Raw genomic sequence first — 15,063 nt, forward strand, 5'->3', positions numbered from 1 at the left:
GGCGTCGTTTCAGTCCGCCTTGCCCTGTATACGCGAAGCCCACTGCTCACTGCGGCTATGCCCGCTGGTACGCAGCAACCCCAGGTCCAGTGCATTTTCCCCAGCCGCCGCACCTTTGTTTTTGGCCACCTGGGCTATCGCGGTGCCCAAGTCTACCGGCGAATTGGAGGCGTCGATCGACACATCCCGGCGGTAGTCATTGCCACTTAGTGAGGCTTGGTTTACCGCGTTGGCCTTAAGGGCGACGTCACCCTTCGCCGACTGCAACTTCGCAGCCACCAGGTGAGCATCACCACCGACAGTCAGGTCAATTCCTTCGCTGCCCTTGAGTACCGCCTGCTGGGCCACGCTGTTGCGCTGCTCATGCGATACATCCAGGCTGAAGGTTGGCGAGAAGCCGGGGTCTACCTTGCTTGCGGCCGAGCTGGCCTTGTCGCTTACCTTGCTGCCCAGCGGGGTGGTAACGGAGCTGGCCGCGTTGGCGTAGCCCTGCGGGTTTTTCTCCTGGCTCAGGCGTGCATCACCCTTGACGGTGAGGGTGTCCACCTTGTCCATGCGGCTGGCAATGTGCAGGTCGCCATCGATTGCGCCGCTGATACGGCCAGCCTCCAGGCTGACGCCTTCGATGCGCGTGTCACCGCGGCTTTGCAGGTCGATGTTTTCGGCGCGCAGGTTGCCGGCGTTCGAGGTGTGGTTGTCGCGCTTGTCCAGGTCGACCTGCGCACGGCCATGCAGCCCGCGGGTGTCGGTCGCGCCTTTGGACAGGTTGAAACCGGCACCTGCGGTGATGTCCAGGTTGTCGCGGCGCTCGAGGTTGGACGACCCCTCGACCAGCACGCCGCCGTTGGCGGCCTGAATGTCGATTTGCTGTGCCGAAGCCTGCAGGCCTGCCAGGTGCACGGCGATTTCTTCGCGGGCACGGCTGCCGAGGGTCAGTTTGCCGGTGCTCTCGATGTGAGCGTCGACTGCCTGGCGGGCGTCTTCGTTCTGCTTGCCGTAGTTGAAGTGGCCACCAATGGCCCCGCCCTGGGTGCTGCCAGTCTTGACCGCCAGCTCCATGCCGCCACCGAGGCTTGCGCCATTCGCTTGCTGGGTATTGTCGGCCGCGTTGACCTGCAGCCCACCGCCACTTTCCAGGAATGTATCGCCGACCTTCGCCTCGCGGCTGCCAATGCGGGTGCCTTCGAGCAGCAGATCACCCTCGCTGAGCAGGCGCACGCCACCCTTGGTATCGATCTGTGCCACGTGCGCCGTGGTCTGCATGGCCTGTTGCTGACGATGGTCGAGGTAGCCACGGCCGTCGAAGCCGGTGCTGCCAGGCCGGTTGCCAACCTTGGCCCAGGCGTTGCCGTCGAGTTGGCGCGATACCTGCTGAGCATGGTCGCTGGCCTGGGTCATCGACAGCGTGCCGGCGCTCTGGACGACCACGTCGCCGTCACCACCATCGATGTGTGTGCCCTCGTAGCGGCCATCGCTTCCCAGCTGCACCTGAATGCCCTGTTGCCCATACAGGCTGCCCGGCACGGCGGTGCTGGCGGTTTTCTGCGTGTCCAGCGAGCCGCCCTTGCCGGAAGCGCGGACGTTCAAGTCCTGGCCGGTGCTGGTGTCCACGCGCAAGTCGCCACCGTAGGCAAGGCGCTGCAGCGTAGCGTCCTCGGTGTTCTCGGCGGCGCGCACGTGATGTTGCTCGGCCTCGATCTTCAGCTCACCGGCATTGGCGCGCCAGGCAGTGCCGTGGTCATCGATGGTATCGGCCTTTACCTCCACCGCGGCCCCGGCCAGCTCGCTTACCTGGGCAACGCCGCGGCGCTGGTTTTCCAGGCGCTTGAGGTGGTCGATGGTCATGTCACCGCCAACGCTGGGCGCCGTCATCGCATCTTCAGGGGAGGCTTGCTGGAAGCGTGCGGCTTCCTCGCCCAGCACCAAGCGTTCGATCGGCCGGGTCAGGTCGCGATACTCCAGGCTGGCACCGATGCTACCCGACCAGTCATTGCGCTGCTCCACACGTTCGTGGGTGTCCATCACGGCACGATTTTCAATATGTTTGGCGGTGACCTTGAGGGTATTGCCAGCCTTCACACGGGCGGCTTCGGTGACCAGTTCGTCGGCGCTGATGTTCAAACCCCCGCTGGCCTGTAGCTCGCTGCGTTGCGCCTTGCTGTCGCGCTCGGTGACCGCCTCGACGTTGTGATGGCCTTCGAACAGGCTGCCCAGCCGATCGATGCCACCCGTGACGGTCAGGCCGCCGCCGCTGCGGGCAGTGCTGCTGGATGATTCGTTTTCGTTGCGGGTCGCGCCCAGGGTCACCTGCCTGGCCTGGAGGTTCAAATCGCCTGCGGTGGCCTGGACCTTGGACCCGTTGACCTGCAGGTGGGCACCACTGTCCAGGCCAACGGTGGCGCCCTTCAGTTCACTGGCCTGCTGGGTAACCTTGTGCTCTTTACCCGTGGTGGTGACAACGTCGTACGCCACGCCAGCGGCGTATTGCCGCGACTCGGGTTTGCCGTCCTCGGCTGCCTGGGTCTGCTTGGCGCTGGCCGTGAAATTACGCTGTTGGCTACGTGTTTCGCTGTCACTGACCGATTGCTTGCTGTCGATGATCAGGTCGCCCTTGGCCTCGACTTGCAGATGCGCACCAGCCTCGACTTTGGAACCGCGGATGCGCATTTCTTCGGCGCTGGCAAGGCGCAGGTTGCTGGACGAGCTCACGTCGCTGACCAGCACCTGCTGGGTGCGGTCCGTGCGCTCATGTTGGCTGCCGATCAGGCCAAACAGCTTGCTGTTGCTGTCCCGCTCGGTGGTGGTGGTGCTGCCGTAGTCCGCCTCGATCGCCAGCGCGCCTTTTTCGCTGTAGAGCACCGCGTCTTGCGTGCCGTGAACGGTACTGCCTTTGATGCTGACCTGGTCGGCGGTCATGTTGAGTAGGCCATCTGCCGTAACGCTGCTGCCTGCAAGGCTTTGGCCCTGAGTGTCGTTACCTTTGCGGTCTGCGAAGAACGTGCCGGAGACCAGGTCGCCCCGGTAGTTGCGCCTGGAGCCTTGGCCCTTCAGCGCCGTTGTGCCTATTTCAATGTGAGCGGCGTTGATGTCCATGTCGCCTGTGCTGTGCAGCTTGCTGCCATTGACGGTGAGCGTGTCGTTGGCCTTGATCGTCATGCGCCCGGCATTGAGGTTGCTGCCTTTGGCCGTTTCGTTGTACTGCGTGGTATCCGAGTCGCCGCGCCACAGGTCTTTGCGGTGGCGGACTGCTTCACTGGTACGTTTGCTGTCGATGCCTGCGACGATGTCCAGGTTGGCGCCGCTGTCGACGGTCAGGTCGCCACCGGCATTCACGTCGGCCGCTACCAGGCGCATGTCCGCACCGGACTGCAACAGGGTGCTGTCAGCGCTTTTCAGTTGTGTACCGCGCAGATGTCTGTCGGCAGTGGTGCGCTCCCGGCTGTAGGTCTCGCGGGTGACGAACAGGAACTTCTTCTTCCAGTCCTCGCGTTCGTGCGCGATTTTTTCGCGGCTATCGGCATCCAGAGTGAGCTTCTTGCCCGCCTTGATTTCGATGCGTTCGGCGCGACCGTCGACGGCCGTCAGCGTCAGGTCATCGGCGGCTGTCAGCAGCATTGTGCCGTGCTCGCTGAGCAACTCGCCCGCTTGGTCGGCGCTGCCACTGACCTGTAGCGCACCGGCCGACTGAACGGTGATGCCTTGACCGGCTTTGACCTGCACCGGCCCCACCCGCACCCCGGCACCCTCGGCGGTGCTGACCACACGGATACGCCCCGCACGCATGGCGCCGAACAGGTTGGCGTCGATGCTTGAAGGTGTACCGGGCAGATGCTCGATAACCTGCCCGTCGCTGTAGCCGATGCGGTTACGGCCAACGGTGACGTTGAGGTCTTGCCCGGCCAGCAGCAAACCTTTGCTGTCGATTTTCGGCGCGATCAGTTCGAGCGCACCTTCGGCATTGCTCTGGCCCCCGTGGAGCACTTGCAAAGTGCCGCTGGCGTTCAAGGTGTTGAGGTTTTTCAATTGTTCCTCCTGCAGCTCCGGCGTGCCCACCAGGAACCCTGCGCGGGTGGTATTGATGAAGCTGCCACCGTTGAGGGTGATGCCGTTGGGGTTGGCCAGGATGTAGTCGGCGGGGCGGCCGAAGATCTCTTGCGGGCCTTCGATCAACGATGCGTTGCGGCTGACCACCTCGTTGAGAATGGTCGAGGCTGCCTGGCCCTGGAACTGCGGATTGGCAGCAAGCGCGCCGGCCAGTTGCGACTGGCCGGCTTGCACGGCGTTGTTCAACACCACGCCGGCGCCGGCGACGTTGTAATCGAGATACTGGTTGTGCGACAGCCCGCTGGGGTTGGGGGCGACGATGTCGATTACCGGCACGCCGTGGCCGTTGTTGATGACGGGAGTACCCCCAGGGCCAGTGGCTGCTTCCAGGCCGCCCTGAGCCAGCGCGGTAGAGGGGCCGAGCAGGGCGAGGAATATCTTCCAGCGCAAGGTATCGGGGCGGGTAGACGGTATCTGCGAGAGTGTCTGCATGTTCTCGTTCTCTTTGTTGTGGGTGAATCAGATGTTCAGGGCGCACTCCAGCACCCAGAAGCCGGGCTCAAGGCCAGAGCGGTGCAAGTCGTTGGTGTAGAGGGCGCGTTGGTAATCCAGGCGAAAGCGGCCATGGGGCAGGCTCAGTTCCACGCCTGCCGCTGCACCGGCAAGGCGCTGGCCAGGCTTGCCTTGCGCCACGCGAGCCCCGCCCAGGTCCACCCCCAGATAAGGGCGCACCTGCACGGGGGCGGCCCAGGCCATGGGCAGTGCCTGGCTGAAGGTATTGCGCCAGACGGCGGCGCTGGCCCCGGCGTAGGTGCGCTGGCGAAAACCGCGCACTGCCGAGTCATCGCTGGCCAGCAGTTGCTCGACGGCGGGCAGGACATCGCTGCTGTATTGCAGGGCAAGTTCACTCTGCCAACGCCAAGGCCAGTTCGCCGGCCCCTGGCGCAGATGCAGCACGCTGGCGCGGTACTTGCGAAAGTCGGGGCGCGGCGCATCCGCGCGCTGGGCTGGCTGATCGGCGCCGAACCAGCCCATGCCTTGGGCGACGCCCAGGTGCGCGCTCCACAGGCCGTCGTCCAGCCATAGCAAGTTGAGGCCAGCCTCGACGGTGGTCAGGCCATGGCTCTGTACGGCTATGACAGCTTTGCCGGCACGGTTGACCAGTTGCTTGCGATCCACTCGGGCACTGGCGCTGAGCATGCCGCGCTGGTTGCGCCACAGCAGCCGTTCGGCGCTGATGCCCTGGAAGCTGCTGCTGCCGTTGCTGCGTTGGCTGTATTGCGGGATCGGCGCGTCATAGCTCAACTGGCTGGCATTAAGCGCGAACGTCCATGGCCCGTAGGGCACGCTGTAGTACAGCGTCACGCCCTGGCTGCGCCCAGGGGCATCGATGGCTGTGGTCGCCAGCGATACGCGCAGGTCATCGTTAAGGCCGAGCGGGCTGTCCACGCCGAGGCTGAGATTCAACCTGTGCCGCCCGGTCAGGGCGCTGCCGCGGTTGTCGAAGCGGCTGTCCAGGTGCCAGCGTGAAGCCACCTGGCGAGATTGCACCAGCACCCGCGTGCCGCCCTGCATCTCGCCTGGCAACAGCTCGGCATTCAACTCATAGGCGCGCAGCCGGTTGAGTTGGTCCAGCCCTTGCTCGAGGTCTGGCAGGTACAGGGGGTGGCCCAGCAGGTCGGGGAATGCACCGTGCAGGGATAGCGGCAGGTCGGCGCTGAATTCGACCGACTCGACGAAGCCTTCGATGATGACGACATCCAGGGGCGCGTCATGCTGTGGTGGCTGGCGCAGGTAGGGGCGGCTGGTCGGGTAACCGGCTTGCACATAGCGCTGGGTGATGGCCTTGAGCAGGCGGTTGATGTCGTCGATGCCCATGCAGGGCTTGAGTGCAGCAAGAACAGCCGCTTCAAGTGCCTGCGCAGTGATCCGCTGGTTGCCGGCCAGGCCCACCCCCGTGACGTTCCAGCAGTGGCTGTCGCTGGGGACGCCCGGCGCCAGGTCATCGTTGCGCTCCAGCGCCGGGCCTTGCTGCCAGCGCTGCAGCCGTAGCTGCTGTTCCAACTGCCGCAATGTCTGCTGTTGGTCACGCAGTTGCTGGCTGGCAGGGTCTTCGGCCAGGGCCTGTGGCAGGCCCAGCATGGCGGGCACAAAGCAGGCAAGCAGCCTGCTGGCGATGCAGCGAAACCCGGACGGCATTGAACAACCCCGCAAATGGCGTACGGCATGCGTACTCGTTTGCGTGGATGCTAAGAATTTTGCCAGTCAGTTGGATGCAGTCTGCTGCCTACATGGGGGTAGGGCAAGTGGGCAAGAGCGGTGGGAAGGCTCCTACAGCCTCAATGGGTATGTAGGACTATCAAGGGCGAATCTCGATCAATGTGCCGTCCCGCACCAGGTCCCAGACCTCGCGCATGTCGGCGTTGCGCATGGCAATGCAGCCATCGGTCCAGTCGAGCGTATGGAAATACCACTCCGGGTAATCGTCGTTCAGCGGCGTGCCGTGGATCATGATCATGCTGCCGGCACTGACGCCTTCACGGGTGGCACGGGCGGCATCGCTGATGTTGGGGTAGGTGATGTGCATGGAAAGGTTGAAACGGTCGCTTTCCTTGCGCCAGTCCAGCCAGTACAGGCCCTCGGGGGTTTTCTTGTCGCCCTCGCGCTCCTTGGCGCCTTTGGGCTGTTTGCCCAATGAGATGCGGTAGGTTTTCAGCGGCTCACCGCGGCTGATCAGTTGCAGGCGGCGCTCGGATTTGATCACCAGCACCTTGTCGATCAGTGGCTGCATGGCCGCCTGCGATTGCGATTGTAGCGGCACCGGTGGTTGCGGCTTGCGAATGATGGTTTCGGTGAAGGCCGCCTGGGATACCGAGGTAACGCAAAGGCAGAGGAGAGCGAACAACCAGCGCATGAAGCAGCACCTGCAAGCTTAAGTAGTGGGCGAAACGTTCATCGGGGGCAGGTACTCATGGCCTATGGGGTAGTGCTGCCCGATGCGGTCGCGATAATAGCATTCTAGTGTGCGCGTGACGGTGCGGAAAGCCAGCTCGTCCCACGGTATCTCGTGTTCTTCGAACAACCGCACTTCCAGGCTTTCGACACCGACATCGAAGGCCATGTCGGCCAGTTCGGCGCGGAAGAACACATGCACCTGGTTGATGTGCGGCAGGTCGAACAGCTGATACAGGGCCATGGGGCCTACCCGGGCGCAGGCTTCTTCGACGGTTTCGCGACGGGCGGCCTGGTCGACGGTTTCGCCGTTCTCCATGAACCCCGCAGGCAGGGTCCAGTAGCCGCGGCGCGGCTCTATCGCACGCCGGCACAGCAGCACCTGGCTGCCCCAGGTCGGCAGCACACCGGCGACGATATTAGGGTTCTGGTAGTGGATAGTCTGGCAATGCTCGCAGACATACCGCAGGCGGGTATCGCCCTCGGGGATCCGCTGAATGACTGGCTGGCCGCACGCGCTGCAGAATTTCATGCTTTTCTTCCCTTGTGATCGGGCTATCTTGGCGCGCCACGGGGGGCTGCCGCAAGCGTACAGGGCTTGGGTGCTTCGCGGCTTTGGTGCATCATGCAGGGCAGGCCTTGGAAACGAGAGTGCGCAATGCTGGACGAGCTACTTCGCCGAATGAGCAACCACCAACCTGCTTCACTGGAAACCGACCGACGGTTCCCCGAGGCCGCGGTTCTTTTGCCCATTACCCGCAGCGAAGCGCCCGAGCTGGTTTTGACCCTGCGTGCCCAGGGCCTTTCGACCCACGGTGGCGAAGTTGCCTTCCCCGGCGGGCGGCGCGACCCGGAAGACCCTGACCTTGTATTCACCGCCCTGCGCGAAGCCGAAGAAGAAATCGGCCTGCCGCCGGGCCTGGTCGAAGTACTCGGCCCACTTAGCCCGCTGATTTCGCTGCATGGCCTGAAAGTGACGCCATTCGTCGGGGTTATTCCCGATTTCGTCGAATACCGCGCCAACGATGCGGAGATCGCGGCAGTATTCAGCGTGCCGTTGGAATTCTTCCGCCAGGACCCGCGTGACCACACCCACCGTATCGATTACCAGGGCCGCAGCTGGTATGTGCCCAGCTATCGCTATGGCGAGTACAAGATCTGGGGGCTGTCGGCGATCATGATCGTCGAGCTGGTCAACCTGCTGTACGACGCAGGGATCAGCCTGCATCACCCCCCCGAACGCTACATCGAAATCTGAGCGGGGCCCACCCCGCCGCCGTTGCCACCCTGAGGAGCAAACATGAAATACCGCCTGGGCGACCTGCGGGTCGAAAGCCATCCCACCAGTTGGGCTGCACCCAACGCCATGCTGATCGGCAAAGTGCGCCTGCAGGCGCGTGCCAGCGTGTGGTTTGGCGCGGTGCTGCGCGGCGACAACGAGCTGATCGACATTGGCGAAGACAGCAACGTCCAGGACGGTACGGTAATGCACACCGACATGGGGTCACCGCTGACCCTGGGCAAGGGCGTGACCATCGGCCACAACGCCATGCTGCATGGCTGCACGGTTGGCGATTACAGCCTGATCGGCATCAATGCGGTCATCCTCAATGGTGCGCGGATCGGCAAGCACTGCATCATCGGCGCCAATGCGCTGATCCCTGAAGGCAAGGAAATACCCGACGGTTCGCTGGTGATGGGCTCGCCCGGCAAGGTGGTGCGCGAGCTGACCGAGCAGCAGAAGCGCTTGCTCGAAGCCAGCGCAGCGCACTATGTGCACAACGCCCAACGTTATGCCCGTGAGCTGGTGGTGGACGATGAGTGAGCTGATCGCCGTCGAACGCCCGGTCGCCTCGCCGTGCGTGAGCATCTGCGCGCTGGACGAGCAGGATGTCTGCACCGGGTGCCAGCGTACCGTGGCCGAAATCGGCCGTTGGGGGCGGATGGACAATACCGAGCGCCGGGCGGTGCTGAAGCTGTGCCATGAGCGCGCAGTGGCAGCCGGTTTGATCATGGGCCAGTGATCGCTGTCTAGGCCCTGTCGCCGGCTAGCCGGCTCTTACCTCAAACGCATCGGCTTCAAGCCCTGTGCGATACCTGTGGGAGCCGGCTTGCCGGCGATGGGGCCGGTGGCCACAGCACACGTCGGAGCCTGGGCTGGCTGCCATTGACTCGAAAATCAAGTAATCTGTGCGGCTTGCCCGACGGTCATTGCCCATGTTCTTTCTCATCGCTTACATCAGCAGCGTTGTACTGATCAACTTCGCCTTCTCCAGTGCCCCGCACCTGGACGTGATCTGGTCCGCCTGGGGCGGGCTGGTGTTCATCCTGCGCGACATGGTGCAGACCCGCTACGGCCATGGCGCCCTGATCGCGATGCTGCTGGCCCTGGTGCTGTCCTACGTCACCTCGGAGCCGGCCATCGCCCTGGCCAGCGCCACCGCGTTCTTCATCTCCGAACTGATCGACTGGCTGGTCTTCAGCATCACCCGCAGGCCTCTGCGTGACCGCCTGTGGTTGAGCTCGGCGCTGAGCATCCCGGTGGATACGTTCATCTTCTTTGGCATGATCGGCGCGCTGACGCCGGCCGTGATCGGCACTGCGATGGCCTCGAAGTTTGCCGGTGTGACCGCGGTGTGGCTGGCCATGGCATTTCGCGCACGGCGGGCTGCCGTCGCCGGCTGATGGTGTAGAATACGGGTCCTTTTTCAGCGGGCGGCGCTAAGCCTGGCGCGGCCCCGGACGCCTTCGAGGACCTGAAATGACCCGTATCGGAACCCCATTGTCGCCTACCGCGACCCGTGTACTGCTCTGCGGCTGTGGCGAGCTGGGCAAGGAAGTGGTGATCGAGCTGCAGCGCCTGGGCGTCGAAGTGATCGCCGTGGACCGCTACGCCAATGCCCCGGCCATGCAGGTTGCGCACCGCAGCCACGTGGTCAACATGCTCGATGGCGTCGCCCTGCGTGCGGTGATCGAAGCTGAAAAACCGCATTACATCGTCCCTGAAATCGAAGCCATCGCCACCGCCACCCTGGTCGAGCTGGAAAACGAAGGCTTCACCGTGGTGCCGACCGCCCGCGCCACCCAGCTGACCATGAACCGCGAAGGCATCCGCCGCCTGGCCGCCGAAGAGCTGGACCTGCCGACCTCGCCGTACCACTTTGCCGACACCTATGAAGACTACGCCAAGGCCGTGGCCGACGTTGGCTACCCGTGTGTGGTCAAGCCGGTGATGAGCTCGTCGGGCAAGGGCCAGAGCCTGCTGCGCAGCGATGCCGACCTGCAGAAGTCGTGGGACTACGCCCAAGAAGGCGGCCGTGCTGGCAAGGGCCGGGTAATCATCGAAGGCTTTATCGATTTCGACTACGAAATCACCCTGCTGACCGTGCGTCACGTCGGCGGCACCACTTTCCTGGAGCCCGTTGGCCACCGCCAGGAGAAGGGCGACTATCAGGAGTCCTGGCAGCCTCAGGCCATGAGCGCAAAAGCGTTGGCCGAATCGCAGCGCGTGGCCAAGGCTGTCACCGATGCGCTGGGTGGGCGTGGCCTGTTCGGCGTCGAGTTGTTCGTCAAGGGCGATCAGGTGTGGTTCAGCGAAGTCTCGCCGCGCCCACACGACACTGGCCTGGTTACGCTCATTTCCCAGGACCTGTCGCAGTTCGCCCTGCACGCCCGCGCCATTCTCGGCCTGCCGATTCCAGTGGTGCGCCAGTTCGGCCCGTCGGCCTCGGCAGTGATCCTGCCTGAAGGCCAGTCGCAGCAGACCAGCTTCGCCAACCTCGGCGCTGCCTTGAGCGAGCCGGACACCGCGATCCGCCTGTTCGGCAAGCCTGAAATCAACGGCCAGCGCCGCATGGGCGTGTGCCTGGCACGTGACGAGTCGATCGAAGCGGCGCGGGCCAAGGCGACCCGTGCAGCGCAGGCGGTCAAGGTCGAGTTCTGATCTGAGATTGCTGGGGCCGCTTTGCGGCCCTTTCGCCGGCAAGCCGGCTCCCACAGGGTATGCGGCGCGCTCGCGAGCTTTGTTCTCTGCGCGACGGCGCAGCCCGAAGGGCTGGGCAATCTCCCACAGGTCTGGGCTGTCGGCTGTAATCGCTGTGAGCTTTAATCGCTCGGTGTACTTACCCTTGATGCCCAAGGGTTGGATTGGTGTCCAACTTCTTGGGGGCAGTGCAGGAATTGCGTCAGCTGCTGGCTTCAAGCGTTGTGCAGTACCCTGTGGGAGCCGGCTTGCCGGCGAAAGGGCTGCAAAGCAGCCCCCGATCACTCAAAGTTCGGTATGGCGAGTCTCTTTAAGGCACAGCACCGCAATCAAGCTGATCACCGCTGCCACCGACACATACCCACCCACCCAGCTCAACCCGCCCATGCTCACCAGCTTTTGAGCAAAGAACGGCGCCGCCGAAGCCCCCACGATGCCACCCAGGTTATAGGCCGCAGACGCGCCGGTATAGCGCACGTGGGTGGGGAACAGTTCGGGCAGCAACGCGCCCATCGGGGCGAAGGTTACCCCCATCAGGAACAGCTCGATGGCCAGGAACAGCGCCACGCCCGTGGTCGAGCCCGAGGTCAGCAGCGGCTCCATGGTAAAGCCCGAAGCCACCGCCAGCAGGCCGCCGACGATCAGCACCGGTTTGCGCCCGTAACGGTCGCTGAGCCAGGCTGACAGCGGTGTGGCCAGGGCCATGAAGACCACGGCGAAGCACAGCAGGCCGAGGAACGTCTCGCGGGTGTAGCCCAGGGTCGTGACCCCGTAGCTCAGCGAGAATACCGTCGAGATGTAGAAGAGCGCATAGCACACCACCATCGCTGCGGCGCCCAGCAGGGTCGGCAGCCAGTACTTGCTGAACAGGTCGACTACCGGCATTTTCACCCGCTCATGGCGGGCGACGGCCTTGGCGAACACCGGGCTTTCCTCCAGCTTCAGGCGCACATACAGGCCCACCAGCACCAGCGCAGCGCTGAGCAAAAACGGAATACGCCAGCCCCACTCACGGAACTGCTCGTCGCTGAGCGTCAGGGCCAGGGTCAGGAACAGGCCATTGGCGGCAAGAAAGCCGATCGAAGGGCCAAGTTGCGGGAACATGCCGAACCAGGCGCGCTTGCCGGCTGGTGCGTTCTCGGTAGCCAGCAACGCAGCGCCACCCCATTCACCGCCCAGGCCCAGGCCTTGGCCAAAGCGCAGCAGGCAGAGAATGATCGGTGCCCACACGCCAATGCTGTCGTAGCCCGGCAGCACGCCGATCAGCGTGGTGGACACGCCCATCAGCAGCAGCGAGGCAACCAGGGTGGACTTGCGCCCGATGCGGTCGCCAAAGTGGCCGAACAACGCCGAGCCCAGCGGGCGGGCGAGGAAGGCGATACCGAAGGTAAGGAACGCCGCGAGCATTTGCGCGGTACCCGACCCGGACGGGAAGAATACCGGGCCGATCACCAGAGCGGCAGCAGTGGCGTAAACGTAGAAATCGTAGAACTCGATGGCAGTGCCGATAAAGCTGGCGGTGGCCACCCGTGCAGGCGAGTTGACCGGCGCGGCAGGCGCTTGGGCATAGGTGCTGGTGGTCATTGAGTAGGTCCCTGACAGTCTTGTCGTGCTCCATGGCTTGATCCACACAGCAGCGCGCTGAACAGGCCAGGCACGGTTGCGCAGACGCCGGAGCGTATTGTTCTTTGCTCGCCCGACTGACGATAGCCCAAGGGGGATAGGGGCGGGAGCAGGCACTGTTCGGGGTGTTGAAGCAGGACTGCGGGGCGTGTCAGTGGGGCGGACTGGCCGTGGGGCGCCGGGTGCGGGTAGCAGGCGGGACGGCGGGGCTGGGTAAGCGTGACCCGAGTATAGCTAGCGGGTCACGGTCCACACCAGTACCTTGCTGGCGCAATTGTCCTCTGTTTCGAGGATTTCCAGGCGATAGCGGCCGATCTTCAGGCAAACGGCGCTTTCCGGGATGCTTTCCAGTGCTTCGGTGACCAGCCCGTTGAGGGTTTTCGGGCCACCGTCGCAGGGCAGGTGCCAGCCCAGGGTACGGTTGATCTCACGCAGCGAGGCGGTGCCTTCGATGACGTACGTGCCATCGGGTTGCGGGTGCACGTGAGGGTTGTCCAGGCTGTGTTCTTCCTCGAACTCACCGACTATTTCTTCGAGGATGTCTTCCAGCGTGACGATGCCCTGCACCTCACCGTATTCGTCCACCACCACGCCCAGCCGGCGCTGCTGTTTGTGAAAATTCAGCAGCTGCAGTTGCAGGGGCGTGCTTTCGGGAACGAAGTAGGGCTCGTAGCAGGCGCCGTGAAGCTTCTCCAGGGTCAGCTCAGCCTTTGGCAGCAGGTGGCTGATCAGCTTGGTATTGAGGATCGCTTCGACCTGGTTGATGTCGTTGTGGTAGACCGGCAAGCGCGTGTGGCGGCTGACAATCAGTTGCTCGATGATGCGTTCGATCGGCTCGTCGAGGTTGATGCCATCGACTTCGTTGCGCGGCACCAGGATGTCGTTGACGGTGATCTTGTCCAGCGACTGCAGGCCGTCGAGCAGGCCGTGGCGCGGCATGTCGTGGTCTTCATCTTCGGTGAAATCATCATCAGCCTGGGGGTGCAGGGCCACCGCTGTGGGCTGCGCGCGAAATGGCCGCAGGATCAGCTTGGCGATGCCATCGAGCAGGCAGGCCACCGGCTGCAGGAGAGCGAGGGGCAGCTTCAACAGGCTGGCGCCCAGGCTGATGAAGGCCAAAGGGTTGCGCCGGGCCAGGCGCCTTGGCAGGTATTCGGCAAACACCAGCAAGGCCAGGGTGGCCGCCAGGCCGGCCAGCCAGAAGCCATGCTCGCCGCTGTAGCGCTGGCCGATCAGGCAGGCCAGCCCCAGCACCAGCAGCTTGCCCAGGCTGGCGCACAGCACCAGAGCCTGGCTAGGCAGTGGCGGCTGAGGGTCTTCGCCATTGCGTAGCGAGCCATTGAGCTGCAGGCGGGCGGCATCCACTGCGGAAAACAGCGCCGACCACAGCAGCGCCAGTGCCAGAGTGCCGAGTAGCGGAGCGTACGGCAGGGTGTCCATGGGCGACCGTCAGATATGCAAGATGAATTCGCGAACCAGCTTGCTGCCGAAATAGGCCAGCATCAGCAGGCAGAAACCGGCCAGCGTCCAGCGAATTGCCTTGTGGCCACGCCAGCCCAGGCGGGTGCGGCCCCACAGCAGTACGCTGAAGACCACCCAGGCTACACAGGCCAGCAAGGTTTTGTGCACCAAGTGCTGGGCGAACAGGTTGTCGAGGAACAGCCAACCGGAGATCAGCGACAGCGACAACAGGCACCAGCCGGCCCAGAGGAAGCCGAACAGCAGGCTTTCCATGGTTTGCAGTGGCGGGAAATTGCGGATCAGGCCGGACGGGTGTTTGTTCTTCAACTGACGGTCCTGCAGCAGCAGCAGCAGCGACTGGAACACCGCGATGGTGAACAGGCCGTAGGCCAGGATCGACAGCAGGATATGCGCGAGAATCCCCGGTTGCTCATTGATCAGCGGTACCGTGCCTGGCGGGGCGAACTGCGCCAGCAGGGCGGTTACCGCGCCGAGCGGGAACAGTAGCACCAGCAGGTTTTCTACCGGTATGCGCAAGCACGCGAGCAGGGTCAGGGTAATGACCGCCACGGCAATCAGGCTGGCGGCGCTGAAAAAGTCGAGGCTCAAGCCCAGCGGGGTAATCAGCTGAAAGAACAGCGCGCCGCCCTGGGCGACCACGGCCAGGGCGCCAAGCAGGCCGAGCAGCCGCTTGTCGGCTTTGCTCGATCGGGCCAGGCGCGAGCCCTGATAAACGGTCGCTGCTATATAAAGGCCGGCGGCGATCAGGTTGGGGATGAGGCTGGGTGAGGAGAACATAAGTCCTGGTGGGCGAGCCTTAAAGACACGGAGTTTGGCATAGATCGCGCTGTGCAAGGAAGACTGCACATTGCCGCTGGGAAGCCGAGGTGTGCGCAGCGGCCGCTCTTCGCTATAATCGCCGGCTTGCTGTGCCCAGCGCGTGTGCATTTTCACCTGGGCGCCTGACAAACCTCGGCTTTTACTGGGCCTGAAAGGATCAC

General features: G+C 63.8%; 12 protein-coding genes. 5 read left to right on the forward strand and 7 right to left on the reverse strand.

The features are described from left to right. Positions 1-9 precede the first annotated feature (9 nt). The 4 genes from ACFY68_RS07465 to ACFY68_RS07480 all read right to left on the reverse strand — a co-directional run bounded on the left by ACFY68_RS07465 (position 10) and on the right by ACFY68_RS07480 (position 7,528). The gene (locus ACFY68_RS07465; RefSeq protein ID WP_387525120.1) at positions 10-4,536 is read right to left on the reverse strand and encodes a hemagglutinin repeat-containing protein; all 4,527 of its coding nucleotides are present in this window, start codon (positions 4,534-4,536) and stop codon (positions 10-12) included. Between the two features lie 27 nt (positions 4,537-4,563). Continuing rightward, a complete protein-coding gene (locus ACFY68_RS07470) occupies positions 4,564-6,243 on the reverse strand; it encodes a ShlB/FhaC/HecB family hemolysin secretion/activation protein (RefSeq protein WP_387525122.1) in 1,680 nt (559 codons plus the stop codon). Between the two features lie 160 nt (positions 6,244-6,403). Next, the gene (locus tag ACFY68_RS07475; protein WP_346611869.1) at positions 6,404-6,958 is read right to left on the reverse strand and encodes a L,D-transpeptidase family protein; all 555 of its coding nucleotides are present in this window, start codon (positions 6,956-6,958) and stop codon (positions 6,404-6,406) included. An 18-nt stretch (positions 6,959-6,976) separates the two neighbouring features. Then, positions 6,977-7,528, reverse strand: a complete 552-nt coding sequence (locus tag ACFY68_RS07480; protein WP_387525126.1) for an NUDIX hydrolase — start codon at positions 7,526-7,528, stop codon at positions 6,977-6,979. Between the two features lie 126 nt (positions 7,529-7,654). Between ACFY68_RS07480 and ACFY68_RS07485 the strand changes: the two genes are divergently transcribed. From ACFY68_RS07485 to purT, 5 genes are all read left to right on the forward strand, one after another. Beyond that, positions 7,655-8,254, forward strand: a complete 600-nt coding sequence (locus ACFY68_RS07485; protein WP_346611867.1) for a CoA pyrophosphatase — start codon at positions 7,655-7,657, stop codon at positions 8,252-8,254. 42 nt (positions 8,255-8,296) lie between these two features. Beyond that, entirely contained in the window at positions 8,297-8,821 is a 525-nt protein-coding gene (locus ACFY68_RS07490; RefSeq protein ID WP_387525129.1) for a gamma carbonic anhydrase family protein, read from the forward strand. Next, on the forward strand, positions 8,814-9,020 hold the full coding sequence (locus tag ACFY68_RS07495) for a DUF1289 domain-containing protein (RefSeq protein ID WP_387525132.1): 207 nt from the start codon (positions 8,814-8,816) through the stop codon (positions 9,018-9,020). Before ACFY68_RS07490 ends, ACFY68_RS07495 begins: the two co-directional genes overlap by 8 nt. 193 nt (positions 9,021-9,213) lie before the next feature. Beyond that, positions 9,214-9,681 carry a preQ0 transporter gene (locus ACFY68_RS07500; protein WP_387525134.1) on the forward strand — a complete coding sequence of 156 codons (468 nt, stop codon included), beginning with the start codon at positions 9,214-9,216 and terminating at the stop codon, positions 9,679-9,681. 76 nt (positions 9,682-9,757) lie between these two features. Further along, positions 9,758-10,939 carry a formate-dependent phosphoribosylglycinamide formyltransferase gene (gene purT / locus ACFY68_RS07505; RefSeq protein ID WP_387525137.1) on the forward strand — a complete coding sequence of 394 codons (1,182 nt, stop codon included), beginning with the start codon at positions 9,758-9,760 and terminating at the stop codon, positions 10,937-10,939. 324 nt (positions 10,940-11,263) lie between these two features. On the opposite strand, the gene ACFY68_RS07510 is transcribed toward purT, so the two are convergent. From ACFY68_RS07510 to ACFY68_RS07520, 3 genes are all read right to left on the reverse strand, one after another. Further along, entirely contained in the window at positions 11,264-12,562 is a 1,299-nt protein-coding gene (locus tag ACFY68_RS07510) for an MFS transporter (protein ID WP_387525139.1), read from the reverse strand. 273 nt (positions 12,563-12,835) lie between these two features. Further along, a complete protein-coding gene (locus ACFY68_RS07515; protein WP_387525142.1) occupies positions 12,836-14,041 on the reverse strand; it encodes a transporter associated domain-containing protein in 1,206 nt (401 codons plus the stop codon). Between the two features lie 9 nt (positions 14,042-14,050). Continuing rightward, positions 14,051-14,860, reverse strand: a complete 810-nt coding sequence (locus tag ACFY68_RS07520; RefSeq protein WP_387525145.1) for an inner membrane protein YpjD — start codon at positions 14,858-14,860, stop codon at positions 14,051-14,053. Positions 14,861-15,063 lie beyond the last annotated feature (203 nt).

Origin of the sequence: Pseudomonas sp. NPDC012596, assembly GCF_042902325.1 — a bacterium.
Classification (GTDB): Bacteria; Pseudomonadota; Gammaproteobacteria; order Pseudomonadales; family Pseudomonadaceae; genus Aquipseudomonas.